15 protein-coding genes are annotated in these 20,199 nt (G+C 56.2%); 10 read left to right on the top strand and 5 right to left on the bottom strand.

Going from position 1 to position 20,199, the window contains the following annotated elements:
- The first annotated feature begins 101 nt into the window (after nt 1-101).
- The 4 genes from AC2FFD_RS20475 to AC2FFD_RS20460 all read left to right on the top strand — a co-directional run bounded on the left by AC2FFD_RS20475 (nt 102) and on the right by AC2FFD_RS20460 (nt 6,163).
- Complete coding sequence (locus AC2FFD_RS20475) at nt 102-1,535, top strand: hypothetical protein (protein WP_170346997.1); 1,434 nt, start codon at nt 102-104, stop codon at nt 1,533-1,535.
- 201 nt (nt 1,536-1,736) lie between these two features.
- Nucleotides 1,737-3,287 carry a VPLPA-CTERM-specific exosortase XrtD gene (gene xrtD / locus AC2FFD_RS20470; protein ID WP_496873984.1) on the top strand — a complete coding sequence of 517 codons (1,551 nt, stop codon included), beginning with the start codon at nt 1,737-1,739 and terminating at the stop codon, nt 3,285-3,287.
- 182 nt (nt 3,288-3,469) lie between these two features.
- A complete protein-coding gene (locus AC2FFD_RS20465; RefSeq protein WP_496873983.1) occupies nt 3,470-5,017 on the top strand; it encodes a hypothetical protein in 1,548 nt (515 codons plus the stop codon).
- Nucleotides 5,018-5,074: 57 nt separating this feature from the next.
- A complete protein-coding gene (locus AC2FFD_RS20460; RefSeq protein WP_496873982.1) occupies nt 5,075-6,163 on the top strand; it encodes an acyltransferase family protein in 1,089 nt (362 codons plus the stop codon).
- A gap of 12 nt (nt 6,164-6,175) precedes the next feature.
- Here the strand turns inward: AC2FFD_RS20460 and AC2FFD_RS20455 are convergent, their stop codons facing one another.
- Both AC2FFD_RS20455 and AC2FFD_RS20450 read right to left on the bottom strand, forming a co-directional pair.
- Nucleotides 6,176-7,432, bottom strand: coding sequence for a glycosyltransferase family 4 protein (locus tag AC2FFD_RS20455; protein WP_496873981.1), 1,257 nt, complete (start codon nt 7,430-7,432; stop codon nt 6,176-6,178).
- Nucleotides 7,419-8,681 (bottom strand): nucleotide sugar dehydrogenase, encoded by a 1,263-nt coding sequence (locus tag AC2FFD_RS20450; protein ID WP_170346987.1) that lies wholly within the window; start codon nt 8,679-8,681, stop codon nt 7,419-7,421. The genes AC2FFD_RS20455 and AC2FFD_RS20450 overlap by 14 nt, the downstream gene beginning before the upstream one ends.
- Before the next feature lie 381 nt (nt 8,682-9,062).
- Between AC2FFD_RS20450 and AC2FFD_RS20445 the strand changes: the two genes are divergently transcribed.
- Nucleotides 9,063-10,589, top strand: coding sequence for an oligosaccharide flippase family protein (locus AC2FFD_RS20445; RefSeq protein ID WP_496873980.1), 1,527 nt, complete (start codon nt 9,063-9,065; stop codon nt 10,587-10,589).
- A 46-nt stretch (nt 10,590-10,635) separates the two neighbouring features.
- On the opposite strand, the gene AC2FFD_RS20440 is transcribed toward AC2FFD_RS20445, so the two are convergent.
- The gene (locus AC2FFD_RS20440) at nt 10,636-11,790 is read right to left on the bottom strand and encodes a DegT/DnrJ/EryC1/StrS family aminotransferase (RefSeq protein ID WP_496873979.1); all 1,155 of its coding nucleotides are present in this window, start codon (nt 11,788-11,790) and stop codon (nt 10,636-10,638) included.
- A 231-nt stretch (nt 11,791-12,021) separates the two neighbouring features.
- Between AC2FFD_RS20440 and AC2FFD_RS20435 the strand changes: the two genes are divergently transcribed.
- The 4 genes from AC2FFD_RS20435 to AC2FFD_RS20420 are packed head-to-tail and all read left to right on the top strand — an operon-like array spanning nt 12,022 to nt 15,909.
- Nucleotides 12,022-12,975, top strand: coding sequence for a glycosyltransferase family 2 protein (locus AC2FFD_RS20435; RefSeq protein WP_496873978.1), 954 nt, complete (start codon nt 12,022-12,024; stop codon nt 12,973-12,975).
- Nucleotides 12,972-14,192, top strand: a complete 1,221-nt coding sequence (locus tag AC2FFD_RS20430; RefSeq protein ID WP_496873977.1) for a GNAT family N-acetyltransferase — start codon at nt 12,972-12,974, stop codon at nt 14,190-14,192. Before AC2FFD_RS20435 ends, AC2FFD_RS20430 begins: the two co-directional genes overlap by 4 nt.
- Nucleotides 14,189-15,232: a lipid II:glycine glycyltransferase FemX gene (locus tag AC2FFD_RS20425; protein WP_496873976.1), complete on the top strand. Its 1,044-nt coding sequence runs from the start codon at nt 14,189-14,191 to the stop codon at nt 15,230-15,232. Before AC2FFD_RS20430 ends, AC2FFD_RS20425 begins: the two co-directional genes overlap by 4 nt.
- The gene (locus AC2FFD_RS20420; protein WP_496873975.1) at nt 15,229-15,909 is read left to right on the top strand and encodes a polysaccharide deacetylase family protein; all 681 of its coding nucleotides are present in this window, start codon (nt 15,229-15,231) and stop codon (nt 15,907-15,909) included. The genes AC2FFD_RS20425 and AC2FFD_RS20420 overlap by 4 nt, the downstream gene beginning before the upstream one ends.
- On the opposite strand, the gene AC2FFD_RS20415 is transcribed toward AC2FFD_RS20420, so the two are convergent.
- The gene (locus AC2FFD_RS20415) at nt 15,829-16,872 is read right to left on the bottom strand and encodes an O-antigen ligase family protein (RefSeq protein ID WP_496873974.1); all 1,044 of its coding nucleotides are present in this window, start codon (nt 16,870-16,872) and stop codon (nt 15,829-15,831) included. The two genes, AC2FFD_RS20420 and AC2FFD_RS20415, sit on opposite strands and share 81 nt — an antisense overlap.
- Before the next feature lie 506 nt (nt 16,873-17,378).
- Nucleotides 17,379-18,650 (bottom strand): right-handed parallel beta-helix repeat-containing protein, encoded by a 1,272-nt coding sequence (locus tag AC2FFD_RS20410; protein WP_496873973.1) that lies wholly within the window; start codon nt 18,648-18,650, stop codon nt 17,379-17,381.
- A 481-nt stretch (nt 18,651-19,131) separates the two neighbouring features.
- Here AC2FFD_RS20410 and AC2FFD_RS20405 point away from each other — a divergent pair.
- Nucleotides 19,132-20,199 (top strand): right-handed parallel beta-helix repeat-containing protein (locus tag AC2FFD_RS20405; RefSeq protein ID WP_496873972.1); only part of this gene is annotated, 1,068 nt, incomplete at its 3' end.

The following is a 20,199-nucleotide window of genomic DNA, read 5'->3' as shown; positions in this document are numbered from 1 at the left end:
GGATCGCTGTCATAAGTTCGTTTACACCAGCCGTCGGGCAGCAGGCCTCGACACAGCAAACGACTGCGCAGCAAACACAAACCTCGACACAGCAAACATCCGTGCAGCAGACAACCGTCGCATCGACGGTTGTGCAGCAGACACCCAGCCAGCAACTGATCGCACAACAGGCACAGCGAAATCCGGCCCGAAGGGTCGGCCTGCCGACCGGTCAGCAGATTGGGACCGGGACCGGCCTGAGTGTGACCCTGGATTATCTCTCGTCGCTCAGACATGACAGCAATCTTCGCCTGACCGACCCTTCGCTTGGGTCCACGACCTGGTGGGAGAATACGCTGGCCCTGGGTATTCTGAAACAGACCTCGGATTCGAGACTGGCTCTTGACCTTTCCGGGCTGTACCGGATCGCCAATGAGCCGATTATCGGGACGGATTCCAGTTTTGCGGACCCGACTGCCCGCCTGTCGTATCAGCGGTCGCGCCAGAACAGCCAGCTTGACCTGCTATTGGATTACCGCGAACAGGATCTGGCTTTTAATCGTTCACTGACCGACACCAATCTGGATGGCAGAATTGATGCCGCCGATGTGACCGGAACCATCGGGGATCAGGTCAACTCCCTGGGCAACCTGAATTGGCAAACCGGCCTGAATGATCCAATCGGGTTCCAATTCATCTACAGCTATAGCGAACGCACTTATACAAACACAATCGATCCGAACCTGTTCGACAACAAGTCAAGCGATTACACGGCGATCACGACATTGCGGGTGTCACCGGTTTTCCAGGCCAACTTGCGTCTCGGCTACACTGATTTCTCGGCAGAAGACAACGTGCGAACCGATGAGCAAACGACGGTTGTGACAGTAGGGGGGACCTATGACATATCCCCTGTCACCACCGTCAGTGCGAATATCGGTTACAGTCAGGTGGATGACACCCAGCGCACAACCAATACCAACACCGTGACCGAGGATTTCGTCTGGGATTTCGCATGGAACAAAACCCTGCCAGACGGCTCGGCGGATTTTCAGATTGACCAGACATTCGGGGTCAATGGGTCACGGATAAACGCAACGGCCGGCCGCAGTTTTCAGCGCGCCAACGGACTATTCAGCTTCAACCTGGGCCTGACCAGAGGACCATTCGACGAAGTCACGCCGATCGGGCAGCTTGACTACAGCTACCAGCTGGCCAGTTCCCGGATCGGAGCAACGGTGCAACGCCGGGTCGGCACCAGTACGCAGAGCATAGAAACACGTGAAACACTGGTGTTTCTGACATATGACTATTTCATCAACCCGGTATCGGGTCTGTCTTTCAGCGTCGATTACATCGACCAGGAAGACGAGGGAACCGGTCAACCCAACCCGCGCCAGCGCGGTACGTTCAGCGCGTCCTATACACGGGCGGTCACGAAAGACTGGGCTGTAAACGTGGGATACCAATATGAAATGGACGATCAGAACGGCTTTAAGGCAACTTCAAACTCGGTCTTTCTGACTTTGGGCCGACGCTTTTCTCTCAAACCCTGACGTTCATTCACGCGGTCCATGGTATCGACAATCAGGACAACCCGCGCTCAATGTCCCGAAAACGGATCAAAATAGCGGGAGCTTGGGCCGTCATAATTTCAGGCCACACCTTATTGTGCATGATGGACCGTGATGCATCACCTCGATTCGAAAAACAGCCGCAGTAATATCCTTGAAGCGGCCAGAAGAGGCTTGCCGGTCATGAACACCGTCGGGCTGTTCTGGTTTGTCCTGCTGCTGCTTGGGTCGATACCCGTCTTCTGGATCGGGATCGTGTCTCTGGGCGCCGCCTGGAGCACCCCCGAATACAGCCATGGCCCGCTGATCCCGATCATCTCGCTGTATCTGTTCCTGCGTGAACTGCGGGACATGCCACCACCCAACCCGGTTGTGCATGATCGCTGGCCGGGTGTGGCGGTGATTGCCGTGGCCCTGACCATCGCCATTCTGGGCAACCTGGCCCGTATTCCCGATATCGTCACCTATGCCATGATCATCTGGACGGGCGGCGTCATGCTGACCGTGTTCGGCTGGCAGCGGGGCAAATACCATCAGTTGCCCGTGCTGCATCTGGTGTTCATGCTGCCCCTGCCGCAGTTCGTCTATTGGAAGCTCACGATCTTCCTGCAATGGATTTCGTCCGAGCTGGGCGTCTGGTTCGTGCAGATGGCCGGTGTTTCGGTTTTCATCGAAGGCAACATCATCGATCTGGGGGTCTACAAACTACAGGTGGCCGAGGCCTGTTCCGGGCTGCGCTATCTGTTCCCGATCCTGAGCTTCTCGTATCTCTTTGCCCTGCTTTACCGTGGCCCGATCTGGCACAAGGTGGTTCTGCTGGTCTCGGCCGCTCCGCTGACCGTACTGATGAACTCGATCCGCATCGGTGTGATCGGCGTGCTGGTCAATCAGCATGGCATCGAGCAGGCTGAAGGCTTCATGCATTTCTTCGAAGGCTGGATCATCTTCCTGCTCTGCGTCGCCATTCTGTTCCTGATGGCCATCGGGTTGCAGCGTCTGGCGCCGAATCCGCAACCCTTTGCCGAGACCATTGATCTGGATACCCAGGGGCTGGGTTCTGTTGCCTTGCGTATCTTTGGCATTCGCGCATCGGTGGCACTGGCGGTCGCGGGTCTTCTGACGCTTGCGGTTTCAACCGCCTGGACCCTGCGGCCCGCTTCCGAAGCGCGGCCTGTGGAACGTGACCCGTTTGTTCTCTATCCACGGCAGCTTGGCCCCTGGTCCGGGTCGCCCACCACGTTGGATCCACAGGTTGAACAGGTTCTGGGTGCCAGCGATTACCTTCATGCTACCTATATCGACACCGGTTCGGGCGACTTCGTGAACATGTTCGTAGCCTTCTACGACAAGCAGACCGAAGGTGACGGCATCCATTCTCCCGAGGTCTGCCTGCCGGTGGGTGGCTGGGAAATCTTCAGCCTTGAACCTTATGAGATCAATCCTGGCAACACGCCTTATGGCAGCTTTATGGTCAACCGCGCCGTGATCCAGAAAGAACTATCGAAACAGCTGGTCTATTACTGGTTCGAGCAGCGCGGCAAGCGTATGGTCAATGATTTCCGGGCCAAGATGAGCGTCATTCAGGACGGCTTCACCATGGGCCGCACCGATGGCGCACTGGTTCGCTTTGTGACCCCCATCCTTCCCGGCGAAACCGAAGCGGATGCGGATGCAAGGTTGCAACGTTTCATGGAGCCAAGCCTGAACCGCCTGCCGCGGTTTGTACCGTTTTAGAAAGACGGCAAGCTCGACGCGATCGCAGCGCCCTGGCCACCAAATCTTTACCCCGAAGTCATTGCATCCCGGGCGTCAGATGGCATTAAGCAAATTAGATTGCACAATGATGTGTTGCTGATATCTGAGAGATCAGGTTTTTTGGTTCTTAGTAAGTAGGTAGAGATGTGCCTGCGGCAGAAATGATTACGACACTTCGACGCCGTTCACTGCGCCCGGTTCTGGCACTGACTCTGTTTGCCTGCCTCGTTCCCCTGTGCGTAACCCCTGTTCTGCCGCTGACAGATTTCTACGCCCATATTGCCCGCTACTATATTCTGGCCAAGTTGCCGGGCTCGGCCGTGTTGCAACAGAACTATGAGGCCGCCTGGCAACTGCTGCCCAATCTCGGGTTGGACATTCTGGGCACAGGTATCATGCATGTGCTGCCCCCGCTTTTGGGGGCCAAGCTGATAGCGGGGTTGATCATTGCAGCTCCTTTCGCAGGCATTTTGTACCTGTCACGCGTTCTGCACGGCCGCCTTTCGGCACTGACCGTGTTTCTGGCCGGTCTGGTGGCGTATAACCATATTCTGATCTGGGGTTTTTCGAATTTCCTGCTTGGATTGGGGGTTCTGCTGGGCGCAACCGGCTATTGGATTGCGACACAGGACCGTCCCGTCCGGCAATTGACCGTGACTATGTGCATAGGCGTGCTCCTGTTTTTCATTCACGGGCTGGCCTTTGCGCTGTGGGGGTTGCTGTTGGGTGCGGTCGAGCTGTCACTTGCTCTTGGATCCGGCAACCCGGGGGTGCGTACGCTTTTTTACAAAGCTACAAGGCTTGCGCTGGTCGCCGTCATACCAACCCTGTTGTTTACCCAAACGAAAACCATAGGTGCCGGAAGCACCACACCGATAGAAAGTCTTCTCGCCCATGCCGAACAGGGAACATTATGGGCTCGACTGAGCACCGAAGCCTATCTGAGAGTCGATGGTTTCCTTCGCGTGGCCGAAACCACATGGCAATCGATCGACTGGGGCTTTGGCATCGTATTGTGGGGCGTACTGATCGGCGGGCTCGTGACCGGGATCTGGCAGATCGACAGACGCATGAAGCTTGCGGTGGCCCTGTGCGTGCTGCTGATCCTGATCGTACCCCCGACCCTGTTCGGCGTCGGGCATTTGGGCGAACGCATCCCGCTTTTGCTTCTGGCGCTTCTGGCCGCAAGCCTGTCTCTGGCTCCCGATGTGAAATCACCGTCCCGCGAAATCGTCATTGCGATGATCGCAGGGCTGTTTCTGGCACGAAACCTGGTGCTGAGCATCGGATGGTATCAGGACGGCAGAAGTTACGCCTCGTATCTTGAGGCACTGAACATCCATGATACGCGCAGCCTGGGCGCAGGCGCCTATGTCGAAGACGCCAGGGATCCACGCTTATTCCGGCCCAACTGCCGCCCCCTGTCCTTTCTCATGATTTTTAACGGCACCGCGATCCCCACCTTCGCCGATCCCACCCAGCAACCGCTGCACGTCATCGGACCGCTGGCCCATGTTCAAAACGTGGTTCAGAACGTTGCCTCGGACGCACATCATACAGTGCCGTCCGCGATAGCCGCATTGTCTGACGCCAAAGCTGATACAATTATCGTTTGCTCGACGGAATCGTTTCCGCCTCAGATCCAGGGATTCAATATTCTTGCGACAACCGCACCATGGATATTGTATCAAAGATCAGCTTCCAAATAATTGTGTATCCCATGATAGTGCCAGTGACCCAGAGAACCGCAGATGAGTGAGCATAATGTGCATGTGATCTCGGGGAAGCCTGCGCTGTTTATCGCAGATCGATCAGACGGGCGGGATAACAATTTCAATCTGATCCGGATCATCGCGGCCAGCCTTGTGCTGGTGGCGCATGCCTATCCTCTGAGCTTGGGTGCCGAGTTCGGGCAACCGCTTGAATCCACACTGCATGGGCTGTCGCTTGGTCTGATGTGCGTATGGGCTTTCTTTGCAATTTCGGGGTTTTTCATTACGCGCAGTTTCGACCGTAACCCGTCTGCAGCATCATTCCTGATCGCCAGAGCCCTGAGGCTGTTCCCAGCACTTGCCGTGGTAACCGTGATCACCATTCTGGTTGCCGGGCTTCTGTTAACACAAGCGCCCCCTTCTGTTTTTTGGGACGAAGCCGGCAGCTACTTCATCCGCAACATGCTGTTGTTCAAACTGCAGTACACATTGCCGGGCGTGTTCGAATCCAATCCATATGGTGCTGCGATCAATGGCTCGCTCTGGTCCCTCTCCTACGAGGTCACCTGCTATGTCGGCGTCCTCTTATGTGGCTTGCTTGGATTTCTGGGAAACAAAAAGATTTTTGCCGGGCTAACGCTGCTGTTCCTGTGTTTCTATACAGTCATCGTCGTATTCATCGACGTGAACCCAAGAATCGAGGTCCTCACACGGCTTGGTCTGCCTTTTCTGTCGGGAATGGTTTTTTACATCTGGCGCCGACACGTACCATTATCCTGGTCGCTGCTGGCCCTGTCCGCCGCGTTGTCCTTTATGGCCTGGTTCACACCACTGTTTCTACCTGTCTTTGCCATTAGCCTGTCTTATGCCGCGATTTTTGCCGGCTATGCCAAAATCCCGCTTCTTTTACACTACAACAAGCTGGGCGACTATTCCTACGGGGTCTACATCTACGCGTTCCCGATCCAGCAACTGGTGGCGCAGTCTGGCGTCACGACGCCAGTCGTCAACATGGCGATGTCTTTCCCCCTAACCCTGTTATGCGCGGTCCTGTCATGGCACTTCATTGAGGCTCCGGCCATGAAGCTTCGGTTTCCGAGGAAAGCGCATGGGCAGGCAGGAACAAAACAAGTAGCAAAGTAACACTCTGGCCGATTACCCTTTCCAGATCCGCTGATACGCCGCGATCAGCGCGGGCACCTGATGCGGCCAGGCCATCTCGGATTCGACCCGGGCACGCCCATAGCGGCCCATGACGGCGCGACGGTCGTCATCGGCCAGCAATTCGGTGATCTTGTCAGCCATATCCACCGGATCATTGGCCCTGGCGTAAAGCGAGGCCTCCTGCGCCGAGAACCGCCCTTCGGTCACGTCGAACTGAACGATGGGTTTCTCGAAGGCCATGTATTCGAGGATCTTGTTCATGGTGGATTTGTCGTTCATCTCGTTCACCCGGTCCGGGTTCACGCAGACATCCGCGGTCGACAGGATCTCGAACAGGTCCTGATCCGGGGCACGGCCGGTGAAAGTGACGTAATCCGACAGGCCCATTTCAGCAGATTGTTCGCGCAGCTTGTCCAGGCTGGGGCCCCCGCCCACAAGGCAGAACTGGATGTCGTCGCGGCCCTGCACCTGTACCAGATGCGCCACGGATTCCAGCAGCAGGTCGATGCCTTCCTGATCGCCCATCACGCCGACATAGCCCACCATGTATTTCCGCCCGTTGCGCCAGGCCGGGTTCGGGGGCAGGTGCTGCAACCGGCTCAGATCAGGACCGGACCGGACGATAAACACATCCTCGGGCGCCATGCTGCCGCGTTCGATGGCGATCTTGCGATAGCTTTCATTGGTGGCGATCGACACCCGCGCCGAGGCAAAGGTCAGCCGCTCGCACGTCTTCATGAGCTTCCAGAAGAAACCGCGCTTGTCGAACTTGGCCTCGTAAAGCTCGGGGTTGATATCGTGGTGATCAAACAGATAGCGCACACCAAACAGCTTGAACGGCAACGCCACCAGAAAGATCAGATCGGGCGGGTTGCAGCCATGGATGACGTGAAAGCCGCGGGTGAACTTGATCTTCAGCGCCAGCCAGCTTTCCCAGAACAGCGCCGCGCCATATTCCAGCAGATACCCCAGCGCCCCGCTGGCATCCAGCGGCAGCGGGTGGCGATAGACCTTGATGCCCTCGTCTTCCCACACGCGTTCCTCATGGCCCTTGCCGGTGGGGCAGATGACCGAGACCAGCGCGCCTGCGGCGGCCAGCGTGCGCGCCTCCATCCAGACGCGGCGGTCAAAGGGGACGGGCAGGTTTTCCACCACGATCAGAACCTTGAGGCCCTTCAGGGGCTGGCTCTGGCGCAGCTCTTCGAATGAAATCGGCTGAACGGCGGGTGCAGGGCTAGTCATATTCATAGGTTCTTACCACCTCTGCATCACCCAGGTTCAGATCATTCACGATCCGGTTTGACCCGACCACCAGATCCCAGGGTCCGGCCTCGGCCGTGGCGCGGTCCACCAGCAGGCTGCCCACGTTGGGCAGGTGGGTAAAGGCATAGCCCAGGTTCTGCCCCCGCAGATCGGCCGGTTTGATGGCCGGATCATAGACCGACAGCTGATAGCCCGCCTGCAACAGACGCCGGGCGATATCGACATTGGGGCTTTCGCGCAGATCGTCGGTTCCGGCCTTGAAGGCTAGCCCGGCCATCAGCACCCGGCCCCCATCGGGCAGCCGCGCCATGATGTCCTGCGCCTGATAGGTTTTATGTGCCTGATTGGTCTGCAACAGGCTGTCGATCAGATGCGTATGCGCACCCACCTCACCGGCGATGTGTTGCAACGCACGCACATCCTTGGGCAGGCAGGACCCCCCGAACGCCCCGCCCGGACGGGTATAATAGGCCGAGATGTTCAGCTTGGTGTCCGAGACGAAAATCTCGTGCATGGTTTTTGCCGACACGCCCATGCTGTGGCAGATCCGGCCGACCTCATTGGCAAAGGCCACCTTGGTGGCGTGCCAGGTGTTGTCGACGAATTTGGTGATCTCGGCCTCTTCGAACGCGGTGTAGAACACCGGCGCGTCCAGGCCTTCGTGCATTTCGTCCATCACCGCCGAGCGATTGCCATCGGCCGTGCCGACAACGATCTTGGGCGGGTTGAAGAAATCATCCACCGCCGATGCCTCGCGCAGGAATTCGGGGTTATAGACGATCTCGATCGCCTGCCCCGTCCGATCGCCCAGATAGCTGTGAAAGATCGGCTCGATCAGTTGCCGCACCGTGCCGGGTCGGAAGGTGGATCGGTACGCTACGGTCAGCGGCCGCGCGCGGTCCGGTGACACGGCCTTGGCAATCTGTCGCGTCACCTCGGCCACGAAATTCATGTTGTGCGAGCCGTCAGTGGAACTGGGCGTGCCGACGCAAACGATGGCCAGGTCGACATCGGACAGGTCGGGGATTTCAACCGTTGCGCGGATCAGGTTCTTTGCAAGCGCCTCGGTCAGCAGCTCGGCCACCTTGGGTTCCTTGATCGGAGGCTGCCCGGCATTGATTTCCGAGACCTTGTCGGCATTCACATCGACGCCGACCACCTCATGCCCCTCACGGGTCAGACAGCATGCTGCCGTGAACCCCACATACCCCAGACCAAAAATCGCAATCTTCATACTGTTATACCATCTTGAAAACAGGTGCCGGGTCCAGAAAACACCGGGCTCTTCTACTTGTTACCCTTGCGCAGTCAGAATCCAATCTGAGACACTGAGGCGAAACTTCATTTTGCTATGTGATATTCTGCGCCGACTCGCCGCGTCGGTACTGATTGAAACATGGTGTATCTCTCTGAAACTGGAAAAACATGCGATTTCAACACAAAATTATACTTACAGGTTTGACTAGCAGCCAGCCGACTAAATTCCTAGAACAGCAAGTGCGGGTTTTTTGAAGCGACGTTGAGGGTAGCCAGATTAGAAACATTGGCACGTTGATAAGTTTTTTGTTCCGAGTATGGAAAGGCAAACCTTTTGAAGCCTCCAGTTGAACCAGGCGTGACTATCGCCCCGGGCACACCCGATCACAGCGCGACCCTTACCAGGGGGGCCGCAACATTGTTTGCATCGGGCGTTTTCAGCCAGTTTCTGGGCGTTTTGACATTGGTTGTGACGGCCCGTCTTCTGACGCCAACAGATTTCGGGATCATTGCCTATTTCATAATCGCGGCCGCGTTTCTGGAAATCGTCCAGCGGGCCGTTTCCATGATTCTGATCCGCCAACCCGAGATCACCGACGATCACCTGAACACCGTGTTCACGATGCAGGTGCTGTTGGGCATCTTTTCGGCACTCCTGATCTGGGCCAGCGCCCCTCTGATGACATTCTTCGGGCTTGCGGAACTGACATCGCTGATCCCCCCGCTTTGCTTCATTGCCATCGCAACTTCCATCAAAAGCACACGCTTCCCACTTTTGGAAAGAGATCTCCGGTTCGGCTTCATCGCAGGCGAAGAAACGACCAGCCGAATTGCATATACATTGATGGCCATCAGCCTCACATGGATCTGGCGTGATTACTGGGCCATCGTGGTCGCCAGCGTCATCACTCAGGTCATCCGGGTCATCTGGTCCTTTTCCGTTGCCCCGATGCGGCCCAGGTTAACGCTCAGATGCTGGCATGACTGCATTGATGTGTCATCATGGTCACTGGGGGCCCAGATCACCCAGTTTCTGATCAACAACATGCCCCAGATTGTCATCGGCAGCATGCTGGGTCTGGCCGATGCAGGGATTTTCAGGGTCGGCTATCGCCTTGTGGTCCTGTTCACCAGCCAGATCATCGGCCCGTTGGAACGGGTGGTTTACCCAAGCCTTGCCAATGCCTCCCGGACCAAAGGCTCCAGTCGGGACGCCTTCGAACGGGCCAATGCCATCCTTCTGGGGATCATCGTTCCAGCCAGCGTCGGCATGGCCCTGGTTGCCAATCACCTGATCGTTGTCGTGGCCGGTTATCAGTGGCTGGCCGCCGCACAGGTCATCTGGGTGCTTGCCCCTTTGAAGGCGATCGAGACATTGCAGGCCAATGTCCGGTCTGCAAGCTATGTCGAAGGCTCTACAAAGCGCCTGTTTCTCCGCAACACGATCCTGTTGATCGCCACAACAGCGCTGACGGTGCTGGGATCGAACTATGGCTTTACCGGCGCGATCCTCGGCTCCGGAGCCGCCAGCCTGTTTGCGATCGGTCTGGCGCTGATCATGGCCAAGGATTTCGGAACCGGCGGGTTTCTGGCACCGATCCTGATGGCCTGGCGTACATTTGCGTCGACCTTTGCCATGTTGCTTGCCGTTCTATTTGTCAGCAGCGCCTATGGCAGTGGCGACGCAGTAGGATGGGCTTACGAGACAGCGGAAGACCTGCCGCTGCTGCGCATCCGGTTCTCGGTCAAAGTTCTGGTCGGAGTTTTTGTCTATGTTGGCACGCATCTGCTGCTCTGGCGCCTTGCCGGGAAGCCAAAAGGGTTCGAAAGCCTGGCGCTGGAGCTTGCCGCAAAACTCAAACGCAAGCTGTCCAAGGCGGCGTGATGGCCCCGGTTACGCTGGCCTCACTCTGCATAAACCGCCCGCCTGATCAGGCCACAAGTTCATTTCTGAGCTGCGCTATTATGTGATCGATATGCGCAGCCGAAAGGTACTGGTGCACCGGCAAAGATACGACATTGTCTTTCAGGGTCATCGCCTCGGCCTGCCCTGACCAGTCAAGATTGCGGTTGAAGCCCGCCCACCAGGCGGTGGCACCAATCCCGGTTTTTTGCAGCGCCCGTACGACCCGGTCACGCCCCGCGACTATGATCGGCATATTCAGCGGGCAGGCATCGGCCGGAAGTTCCGGAACAAGCATGCGTATCTCGGGCAACTCGTTGAAAACATCCCGGTACCGCTGCCAGTTCGCCCGCCGGATCGCAATGGTTTCTGCTACGGAATAGGCCCGCAATGGACGGGATGTGAAGACACTCATCTGTGCGCCGCGCAGCGCCGGGTCGAAATAATAATGCCCTGGAATGTCTTCAGGTTGATCCCCGTCACTGCGGGGCGGCGGTTCTTGCCGACCGCGTGCCTTCTGAAGCACGGCCTGCATACGAGACGGCCCCAATACGGTTGCCAGACCAGCGCGCAAAAATGCTTTGGCCACGGCCTTGCCCGGAGCAGGCCGCGGAAACGGATGCCTGACGCTCAGGTCCGGCGCATTGATGATCATGGCCCCACCACCCAGAACAGGCACAAACTTGTAGAAGCAGAAAACCGATACGTCTCCGGTGCGGCCTTCTGCCGGCGAAGCACCGCTGAGAAGGCTCAATGCACAATCTTCGATCATCCGCAGCCCATGTCGATCACACAAGGCCCGCAGATCCGCCAGGTCTGGCTGCAGCACACCAAAATAGTGGATCACATATATCGCCTTCGTCCGCCCGGTAACTAGTGGCGCAATCCGTGCAGGGTCGGCACGCAGGTTTTCGGAAACCGGATACAACCGAACCGAAAGGCCCGCATCAATCAGCGGGTCGACCTCGGAACCGCAATTATAGGCAGGGGCCAGAACTTCATCCCCGGGCTGCAACCCCAAAAGGTCACAGGACGCCCGGATTGCCACGCGGGTATTATAGCTCCAAAACACCGACCGGTCCTGGAACAGGGCCGTGTACCCGCCAGCAGAATCCCGGCGAAACAGATCGGGCAACCGCATGACAGGATCGCCGCAATAAAGTGCGTTCCCACGGTCAGTCATTCGATGCCAAACACAGAGGCCAAAATTTACCCGCGCCCGATCTTGATACAGTCTTGTCTTTCAAGGTTTCGCACCGTCAAAATATTACCTCAATATACTGATCTAAATGATTTGACTTTTATAGCTACTTTTCGACAACAACGGTCCCGGTACGGTCACGTTTTAAGTGTTCACAGAATGTGGCAGTGGTTAAAAATTTGGAATGTAAGTGGTTAACGAGAGCGAAGCATCATGGTTTCATCGCCGCCCGGCACGAGTACCGAATACGCTGTATCTATCATTATCGTGAACTGGAACACCCGGGAGATTCTTCGGGATTGCCTGGCGTCCATTGCGCATGAGACCCGGCTGCCGCACGAAATCATCGTTGTCGACAACGCCTCCAGCGATGGCTCACCTGAAATGGTGGCCGATGAATTTCCCCAGGTCCGGTTGATCGCGAATACCGAAAATCTGGGCTTTGCCGCTGCCAACAATCAAGGGCTCGAGATTGCTACAGGTGCCAAGCTGCTGCTGCTCAATCCCGATACGATCATCCTGGATCATGCGATTGATGTCATGAGCGCCTGGCTCGACGCGCATCCGGATGTCGGATGCGTCGGCTGTCAGGTCTTCGAAGACCCTGAAACCATCCAGCTGACCTGTTTTGCCGATCCCGGACCGCTCAGCCTGGCAGTGATCGAATTTGGGCTGAAACGGCTGTTTACCTGGCCCGAATATGGGGGCTGGGACCGGACAACACAGCGCGACGTGGATGTGGTATCGGGCATGTTCATGCTGGTGCCGCGTCCAGTCTTTGAAAAAGTTGGTCTGCTGGATGACGCGTTCTTTATCTATTCGGAAGAAGCTGACTGGTGCCGGCGTATCCGCAATGTGGGCAAACGTTGCGTCTTCGCACCCGAGGCGCGGATTCTGCATCTTGAAGGCGGCTCGAAAAGCACCGCTCAGATCAAATCGCGCATGTATGTGCAAAAGCAGAAAAGCAAGACGATCTACGCCAGAAAGCACTATGGCCGCAGTGGTGAGTTGATAACGCGCGCGATCTTCCTCAGCAGCGCAATGTTGCGCGGAATTGCCTTTGGACTGATCGGGCTGCTGCGCGCCACGCCTGATCGCAAGGCCAGGCTGCGCCTGTCCGGAGCGGCAATCCGATATCACCTCTTCGGTCAGGAACCGATGGCATGAGGGACGCCATTTCCAACAATGCAGATATCGAGCTTGAGTGTGTCGAAAAACCTGCACACAAGCTGAGCATACAAGCCAGTTGGGACAGTTTTGTCTCGGCATCCGGTGCCGAGATATATTTCCTGTCCGACTGGCAATCTGCCTGGTGGGACCATTACGGCAAAACGTTTGCCGCCAGCCGGCATCCCGTCAGCTATATTCTGCGGAACGGTTCAGAGATTGTTAGCGTTCTGCCCTTTTGCGTTGAAACCCTTTGGGCCGGCCCCATTCCGGTGCGCGTCGCCCGGCTGGCGGGCGTGGATCCTAATTTCGCGGTCATGGAACTGCCCATTGCCGCCGGTTACGAAAACACAGTTCTCGGGGCTGTCATTGAACACCTGACCGATCATTTGAAATGTAGCGTCGTAAGCCTGTCGCCCTTGTCAGAACGCGCAGGGCAATTGGAAAACCTGCGTGCCCTGAATGGGCGTGGCCTATCCGTTTTGCGCGACATCAGCACCCGCGGGCATACACTGATGACTCTGCCTGATACCTTTGATGCGTTTATGGCCTCGCTTTCGAAAAGCCGCCGCCGCGAGGTCCGGCGGGACATCAAACGCCTGACCCCGGCAGGTGAGGTCTTGCGCACTGTAAGTTCCACGCCGGAAACCGTCGATGCAATGATGGATCGGTTCATCGCATTGCATACGCGACAATGGGAGGCCGCCGGAAAAGGGGGGCATTTTTCCGACTGGCCGGTTGCGGCAGCGTTCTATCGCAGCCTGATGCAAGGCCTGAGCCCGAAAGGCCATGCGGCAATCGATGAACAGTGGCGGGATGAAACGCTGCTGTCCAGCCAGTTGCGTTACACCCTGAACGGCAAGGTGCTTTGGTGGCTGAATGCACGGGAAGTCGATGCCGAATTTGCAAAGGCAGGCCTGGGCCGCGTCGGTCTGGTCACGCGTGTTGAAGAGTTGATCGATCAGGATGCGCACCTGATTGAAGCCGGCGCCGGCGAGTATGAATACAAGCTGAGCTACGGAGGAGATCTGGTGCCGCTTTACAATATCGTTCTGGCACCTGATCGGGCTTCAGCGCGATTACGAGCCCGCTTATTGCTTTTGTGGGCGGATGCACTGCATTTCTTTTACTACCGTGTCTGGTTCCTGAAAGTCCGCCCGCGGCTGGGAATCCGGCCGAACAGCCTCTGGAGCAGCTGGATACGGATGCAATTATGAACACGACCCTCTCGTTTCAGAAAGTCACCGCGGAAGACTGGCCCCGGATCAGCGCCGGTTTTCACGATCTGACATACGAACAGACCCTGACGTATGCGCAGGCCGCAGCACAACGGATCGGCGCCACGACTGATTTTATCACCCTGTCAGATCAGGCAGGTCAGCTGACCGCTGCCGCCTGCCTGCGCGTAAAGCGCGTGCCCGGCCTGGGGCGCGGTATCGCCTGGATCGCAGCAGGCCCCATGATGCATCACCGCGAGCAGCCCGAAATCGACCAGGACCGGCTGGATGCAACATTTGCGGCACTGCGCGCCTATGCCCAGAAAACCGGGCATATCCTTCGGCTGCGGCTTCCCGCACTGCCCTTTTACGACGTACCAGCAATAGATCAGTCTGCCGCAGCAGCGGGTTTTTGCACCACCGATCGCTCTCGGCCTTATCGGACAGTCGTCATCGACTGTGAACAGGACGAAGAAACATTGCTCAAGGCGCAACATGGCAAATGGCGCAACCACCTGCGCAAAGCGTTGAAAAGCGGTCTGTCGCTGGAAAGCGCCCCGATTTCCGAAGCCTCGGGCAGATTTCATAAGCTCTATCAGCTGGTGCAGGCCGCCAAGGGGTTCGAGCAACCTGATATTCCCCCCGAATTCTACTATCCGCTTCAGGGCGCTGATTTTTCCCATGAGGTTCTGTTTGCCCAAAAAGATGGTGTCGACATAGCTGGCATGACAATCGGCCGGACAGAAAATTTCGCGGTCTATCTGTTTGGCGCGACGACAGATGTGGGGCGTCGCTGCAATGCCGGCCATTATCTGATGTGGGAATCCATCCTGAGGCATCGGACACAGGGTATAAAATGGTACGATCTGGACGGTATCGACCCTGACACCAATCCGACCGTCACAGAATTCAAACAACGGACCGGCGGAACGGACTTGTTGGCGGCCGGACCTTATGAGTACCGGCCCGCCGGATTGGGTTCGGCTTTGATAGGCACCGCCGAAACGCTTCATTCCCGCTTGAAAAAAACACGCCAATGACCACTGGAACGAGTATCATTTTTCACGGCATCGGCACACCGGAACGTGCCCTGGAGCCAGACGAGGCCCCTTACTGGCTGTCAGTCAGTCAATTCGAATATGCGCTGGATCAGATCGCCCAAGCCCCCGATCCGGGCCATTTCACGATCACTTTCGATGATGGCAATCTGTCAGATTACAGTATTGCCCTGCCCGCCCTTGCGGCCCGTAACCTCCGGGGGCGCTTTTTTGTTCTCACCGATCGGATCGGGCAGGTGGGCTCGTTGGATGTCGAGCATCTTCACACCCTGCGCGACGCGGGCATGACAATTGGAAGTCATGGCATTGCTCACACGGCGTGGCCCACCCTGGATGATGATGCACTGACCGAAGAGCTGTGCGCATCACGGACGCAGCTTGAGGACATCTGCGGACATCCGGTGACAGAGGCCGGCATCCCCTTCGGGCGTTATGACGCAAGGGTCCTTCGGGCCTTGCGCGCTGCGGGGTACACCGCGGCCTGGTCAAGCGATGGCGGCAATTGGCGCGCAAACAGTTTTCTGCGGCCGCGGACTTCGTTGCGTGGTGACATGTCCACGCACGAGATGACTGCCACTTTATCCGGTCAAATGCCGCCCCTGCGCCGTTTGCGGCGGGCTTTGGGAATGTCTCGCCGGCGCTGGATGACGACTGGTTGAACCGGACCTGGCCGTCCGTCTTGCTGTTAACTCACCCGGAACGACCTGCGGGAACCGCGTATAGCGCATCTTCCCGCCTTCGACTGGCAACTTCACCCTGTCGCCGTCCTGATCTTCTTGGTCATCCGTATCAAGAAGCCAGGTTCCCGCCCCCAAAAGAAACATGAAGAAACAGAAAGTGGAATCCCACAAATGCACCGTGATGGCGGAAATGCACAGACCCAGCAACGCAATCAGATACCCAAGACGGGCGTCTGCGAGGGCTCCGGTCAGGTTCCTTCTGCCCAGTTGGAAAAAGACAACCAACACCGCACCCAACAGCAGAAACAGCCCCGGGAATCCATGCCGCAATGCTATCACCAGCCAGAAATTGTCCACCGTGGTCAACATGGCCATCCAGTGGGGTCGCGTATAGTCATTCAACCCGATTCCAAACAGTGGATTCTGCAGGACATCGTCAGAGGCGAAGGTGAAAATATTGATCCGCGTAAATGCGGTGCCCGGTGTCAAAGTGAAGTGTGTTGCGAAGATCTGAAACATACTCCGATTGGAGCTGACTTCGCCGACGAAATACAAAAAGGAGAAAATATAGAGAAGGATTTTCCATCTGTTCTTCAGGAACCAGAATATCCTGTTCCACGCCATCAGCATCATCTGCAGGATGACATTCATGAACGCCCCGGACGACAGGGAACAGAACACGGTGCCCCCAACGATGGAAACAAGACCGACCCTTTTATTGAGGGGCTTGTTCCACCCCAACACATACCAGGTAAGCGCAAAGGCCGGCGCACAGAACACTCCGAACAAAATCGGATGCGGCATCGTTGTCTGGGCGCGCAGCAATCCCAGTCTCGGCGGAAAATACCACTTTTGATAAACACTCATCACCTTCCCGAACAGATTCAGGAGCGGCATCTTGCCCGTGACAGCTTCATAAGCCGCAAACGGCAAGAGAACCATGATCAGAATGAAGAGGCATTTCACAAAGAACCGGAACGCATCCAAATTGCGAATATAAGTTCGGGCGATGAAATAGGGGGTTAGCGTTTCTATCATGAACATTCCGATGAACTGCCACAGTTCCTGAATGCCGTGATTGACGGCCAAAGTCAGGCTGGCCCAGAACGCAAATCCGATCACCAGGAAATCGACCGCCCTGATTTTACCTGCCTTACCGCTCAGCCATCCAAAAACAGCAGGGAACATGTAAAGAAGCAGGATCACGCGATAGCCGTTGAGTTTCAGCCCGCCAAGAAAGAAATAGAATGGCATCGCAAAAGATATGACGAGCAACATCAGGACAAGCGGTTTTGTCACCTGTTCTCTCGTTTTGGCTGATGACACAGCAATCATTCGAATATCCTGCCCTTAACTCAAGTAACTCTTCAAAAATCAAAAAAACTGGTGGCTTTCATGGCCACGCCCTTGCCATTAAACACGCCAGCGAAAATCTTCCATGTCAGTCTTCATTGAGTGGGATAGTTCTTTGCCAGCGTTGATCCGGCATTCAGGCGATCCATGAGACTGCCGGGACGCACGCCAAACTCATTGTACCCCTTTTCCCGCCCCAACGCATGGTAGATGAACTGCTGATCATAATACCCTTCCTGAGACGGGTTTTGATCCTGAATCATGGCATTGTTAAGAAGCACCCAATCGCGCTGGTTTTCATACCCCATGATGTTTGCCGCGGCGTTCTGTTCGATGACAACGGATGTCGAGTCCGGTGAGATATTGATTACCGGCACAGAATGGCCACCGGGCACATTGATCAGAGAGTTCTTTCTGACCGAAATGTTGTCGGAACCGTAGATGGAAATGCCGTGGACATGGCCGTTGTAAATCATGTTGTTTTCGATCAGCACGTTCCGATGCCGCACCTCTGGGTCTCCGATGTTCTTTCCATCTCCGCCAGCCCAGATCGTCTGGGCAAAGTCGCCGGCACCTACATCGAAGACATTGTCCCGGATCGTGATATTGGCGCTTCCGCTGTTATTGGCCCGCTGGATCTGGATCATATCGCGGTGATCGCCAACGCCATCGGCCCCGCCAAAGTTATGGATGTAATTGTTCTGAACCAAGATGTCGTCGACATTGTCGAACACCAGACCATCCGAGCGGATCGAATGCACGTCGCTGTCAGTGATCTTTATGCCGTCTGTATTAATAGCGATGATCGCCTTCCACCATGTGAGAAACTCGGAATTTGAAATATCTACATTGGCGGCGTGGAACACCAACAGACCTGTACCAAACCCCGCCCCGTCTTCTGGCGTTCCGGTGCCGCGTGCGACATCCCCGCTGAACGCGGAGTTGGAGATAGTGATGTTCCGGCTGTTGCGAACAACAAAGTTGGCCAGGTGATACGGGTCAGCGTTCTTGAAGGTATAGTCGAACCTGATGCCATCCAGATGGACATTCTCGGCCCCGTCAAGAATGGCGGCACTGAAACACGCGAGGCTGGCAGGATCAGCCGATCTGATCACCACCGGTGACGGGAAAGCCTTACCCAGTTTCAGAGTACCATAGTTTCCGGGTGCAAGCAGATAGACCTCACCGCCACGGGCATTCTGCAAAGCACTTGCCAGCGTTGCTGCGTCGGAAATGGCCTGACCTTGGGTCTGGGCCGTGAATCTGGGTTTGAATTGCTGCCTGTCGCAAGGGGTCTTTGCATGCAAGGCGGGGCTAATGAACAGCAGGATCATACCTGCCAGCGCAAGAATACGTGATCTGGGCATGACGTACCTTTCTGATCTGCGACCGTTCGGAAGCTTAGGCGAACCCCCGCATACTGTCTATTGTGGTGCCCCTCGGATCGCATGACATTTCCGAGACACTCAGCGGTGCTTTTCCGGGGTGGTCTCAATTAAATCTGCAAGCTTCCGTAGGGGCACCGGGCAATTCATTGCCGACACCTACCAGAGATACGCAAGGACGCGCCGGAATAGTGGCAATTATGTGTTCATTGTTGCTTAACGGGAATCAATTACCCAAACAGACGTCAACCGCCAAGGGAAGTGGAACAATTCCCAGTATCGAGTATCGAGTTCACTCGGAAATGAAGGCAAAGGGACGTCATTGTCCCAATGCAGGCAACAATTTCCAAACATAGCCATATTTAGGCCACTCTACTGCCCTCGGGCAGCTGTTCCATTTGTCCTGGGTGTGCGGGAACTCGTGCGCTGCCACTCACAGCGCCTATGAAACAGAAGGTGAAATATGTCGACGACAATTACGGTAACCTCTGCGGCAGAGCTGAACCAGGCCTTGTCACAGGCAACAGGTGGGGAAACAATACTGCTTGCGGCCGGCAATTACGGCAAGCTCAGCCTGAATGGTAAACAGTTTTCATCTAACGTAACGATTAAATCCGCTGATCCGAATGCAAGCGCAAGCTTCTCTGAAGCGCATCTCAATGGGGCGTCGAATGTAACGTTCGACACGATCAAATTCGATTACACGTACAGCCCTGGCGACTATCACTTCCAGAATAAATTCAGCGTCACCAACAGTTCGAACATCACATTCCAGAATTCGAACTTCGACGGTGATTTTGCCAGCGGCACCGGAACATCTGCGGATGGCACCGGATATGGCACCGGTCTGATGATCTCCGGTTCCAACAATATCGACGTCATCAATACCGAATTCTCGAAATGGTGGAAGGGCGCCATCGCTCTTAACTCCGATGGGGTGAGCTTCACCGGGAACGATGTTCATTCGATCCGCTCGGATGGTCTGGTGTTCGACAATGTCGACAATATCCTGGTAGAGAACAACTATATTCACGATTTCGGCGGCGCTGCGGGCGCGGGCGATCACCGTGACATGATCCAGGTCCAGCGTGCAAACGGCAGCGGCAGTGACAACATCACCATCCGCAACAACGTCTTCGACATGGGCAACGGAGATTACACCCAGACCATCTGGTTTGGTGGGGACGGCAAGGATCTCAGCGACCCGAACGTCATCCACCACAATGTCCTGATCGAAGGGAACGTGATCTATAACGGCCATCTGCATGGCATTTCGGTTTACGGCGCGGATGGTATCACCATCACAAAGAACTCCGTTCTGCACGTAGATGAAAAAACACAGACAGGCGGCATTGAAATTCCGCTCATCTTCGTCTCGAACGGCTCCAGCAATGTCGCGATCACCCAAAACATCACATCGCAGATTCTGGGGCATAATGGTCAGGCGGGCTGGACTGTTTCTGACAACGTCCTGATCAAGCCCACCGAATACGACCAGCACTTTACCTATCAGGCCACGGCGCAGACGGAC

The organism is Ruegeria sp. YTSC002, from assembly GCF_059609845.1.
The sequence above is the reverse complement of the archived record's forward strand: the minus strand, read 5'-3'. Positions and strand labels throughout refer to the sequence as shown.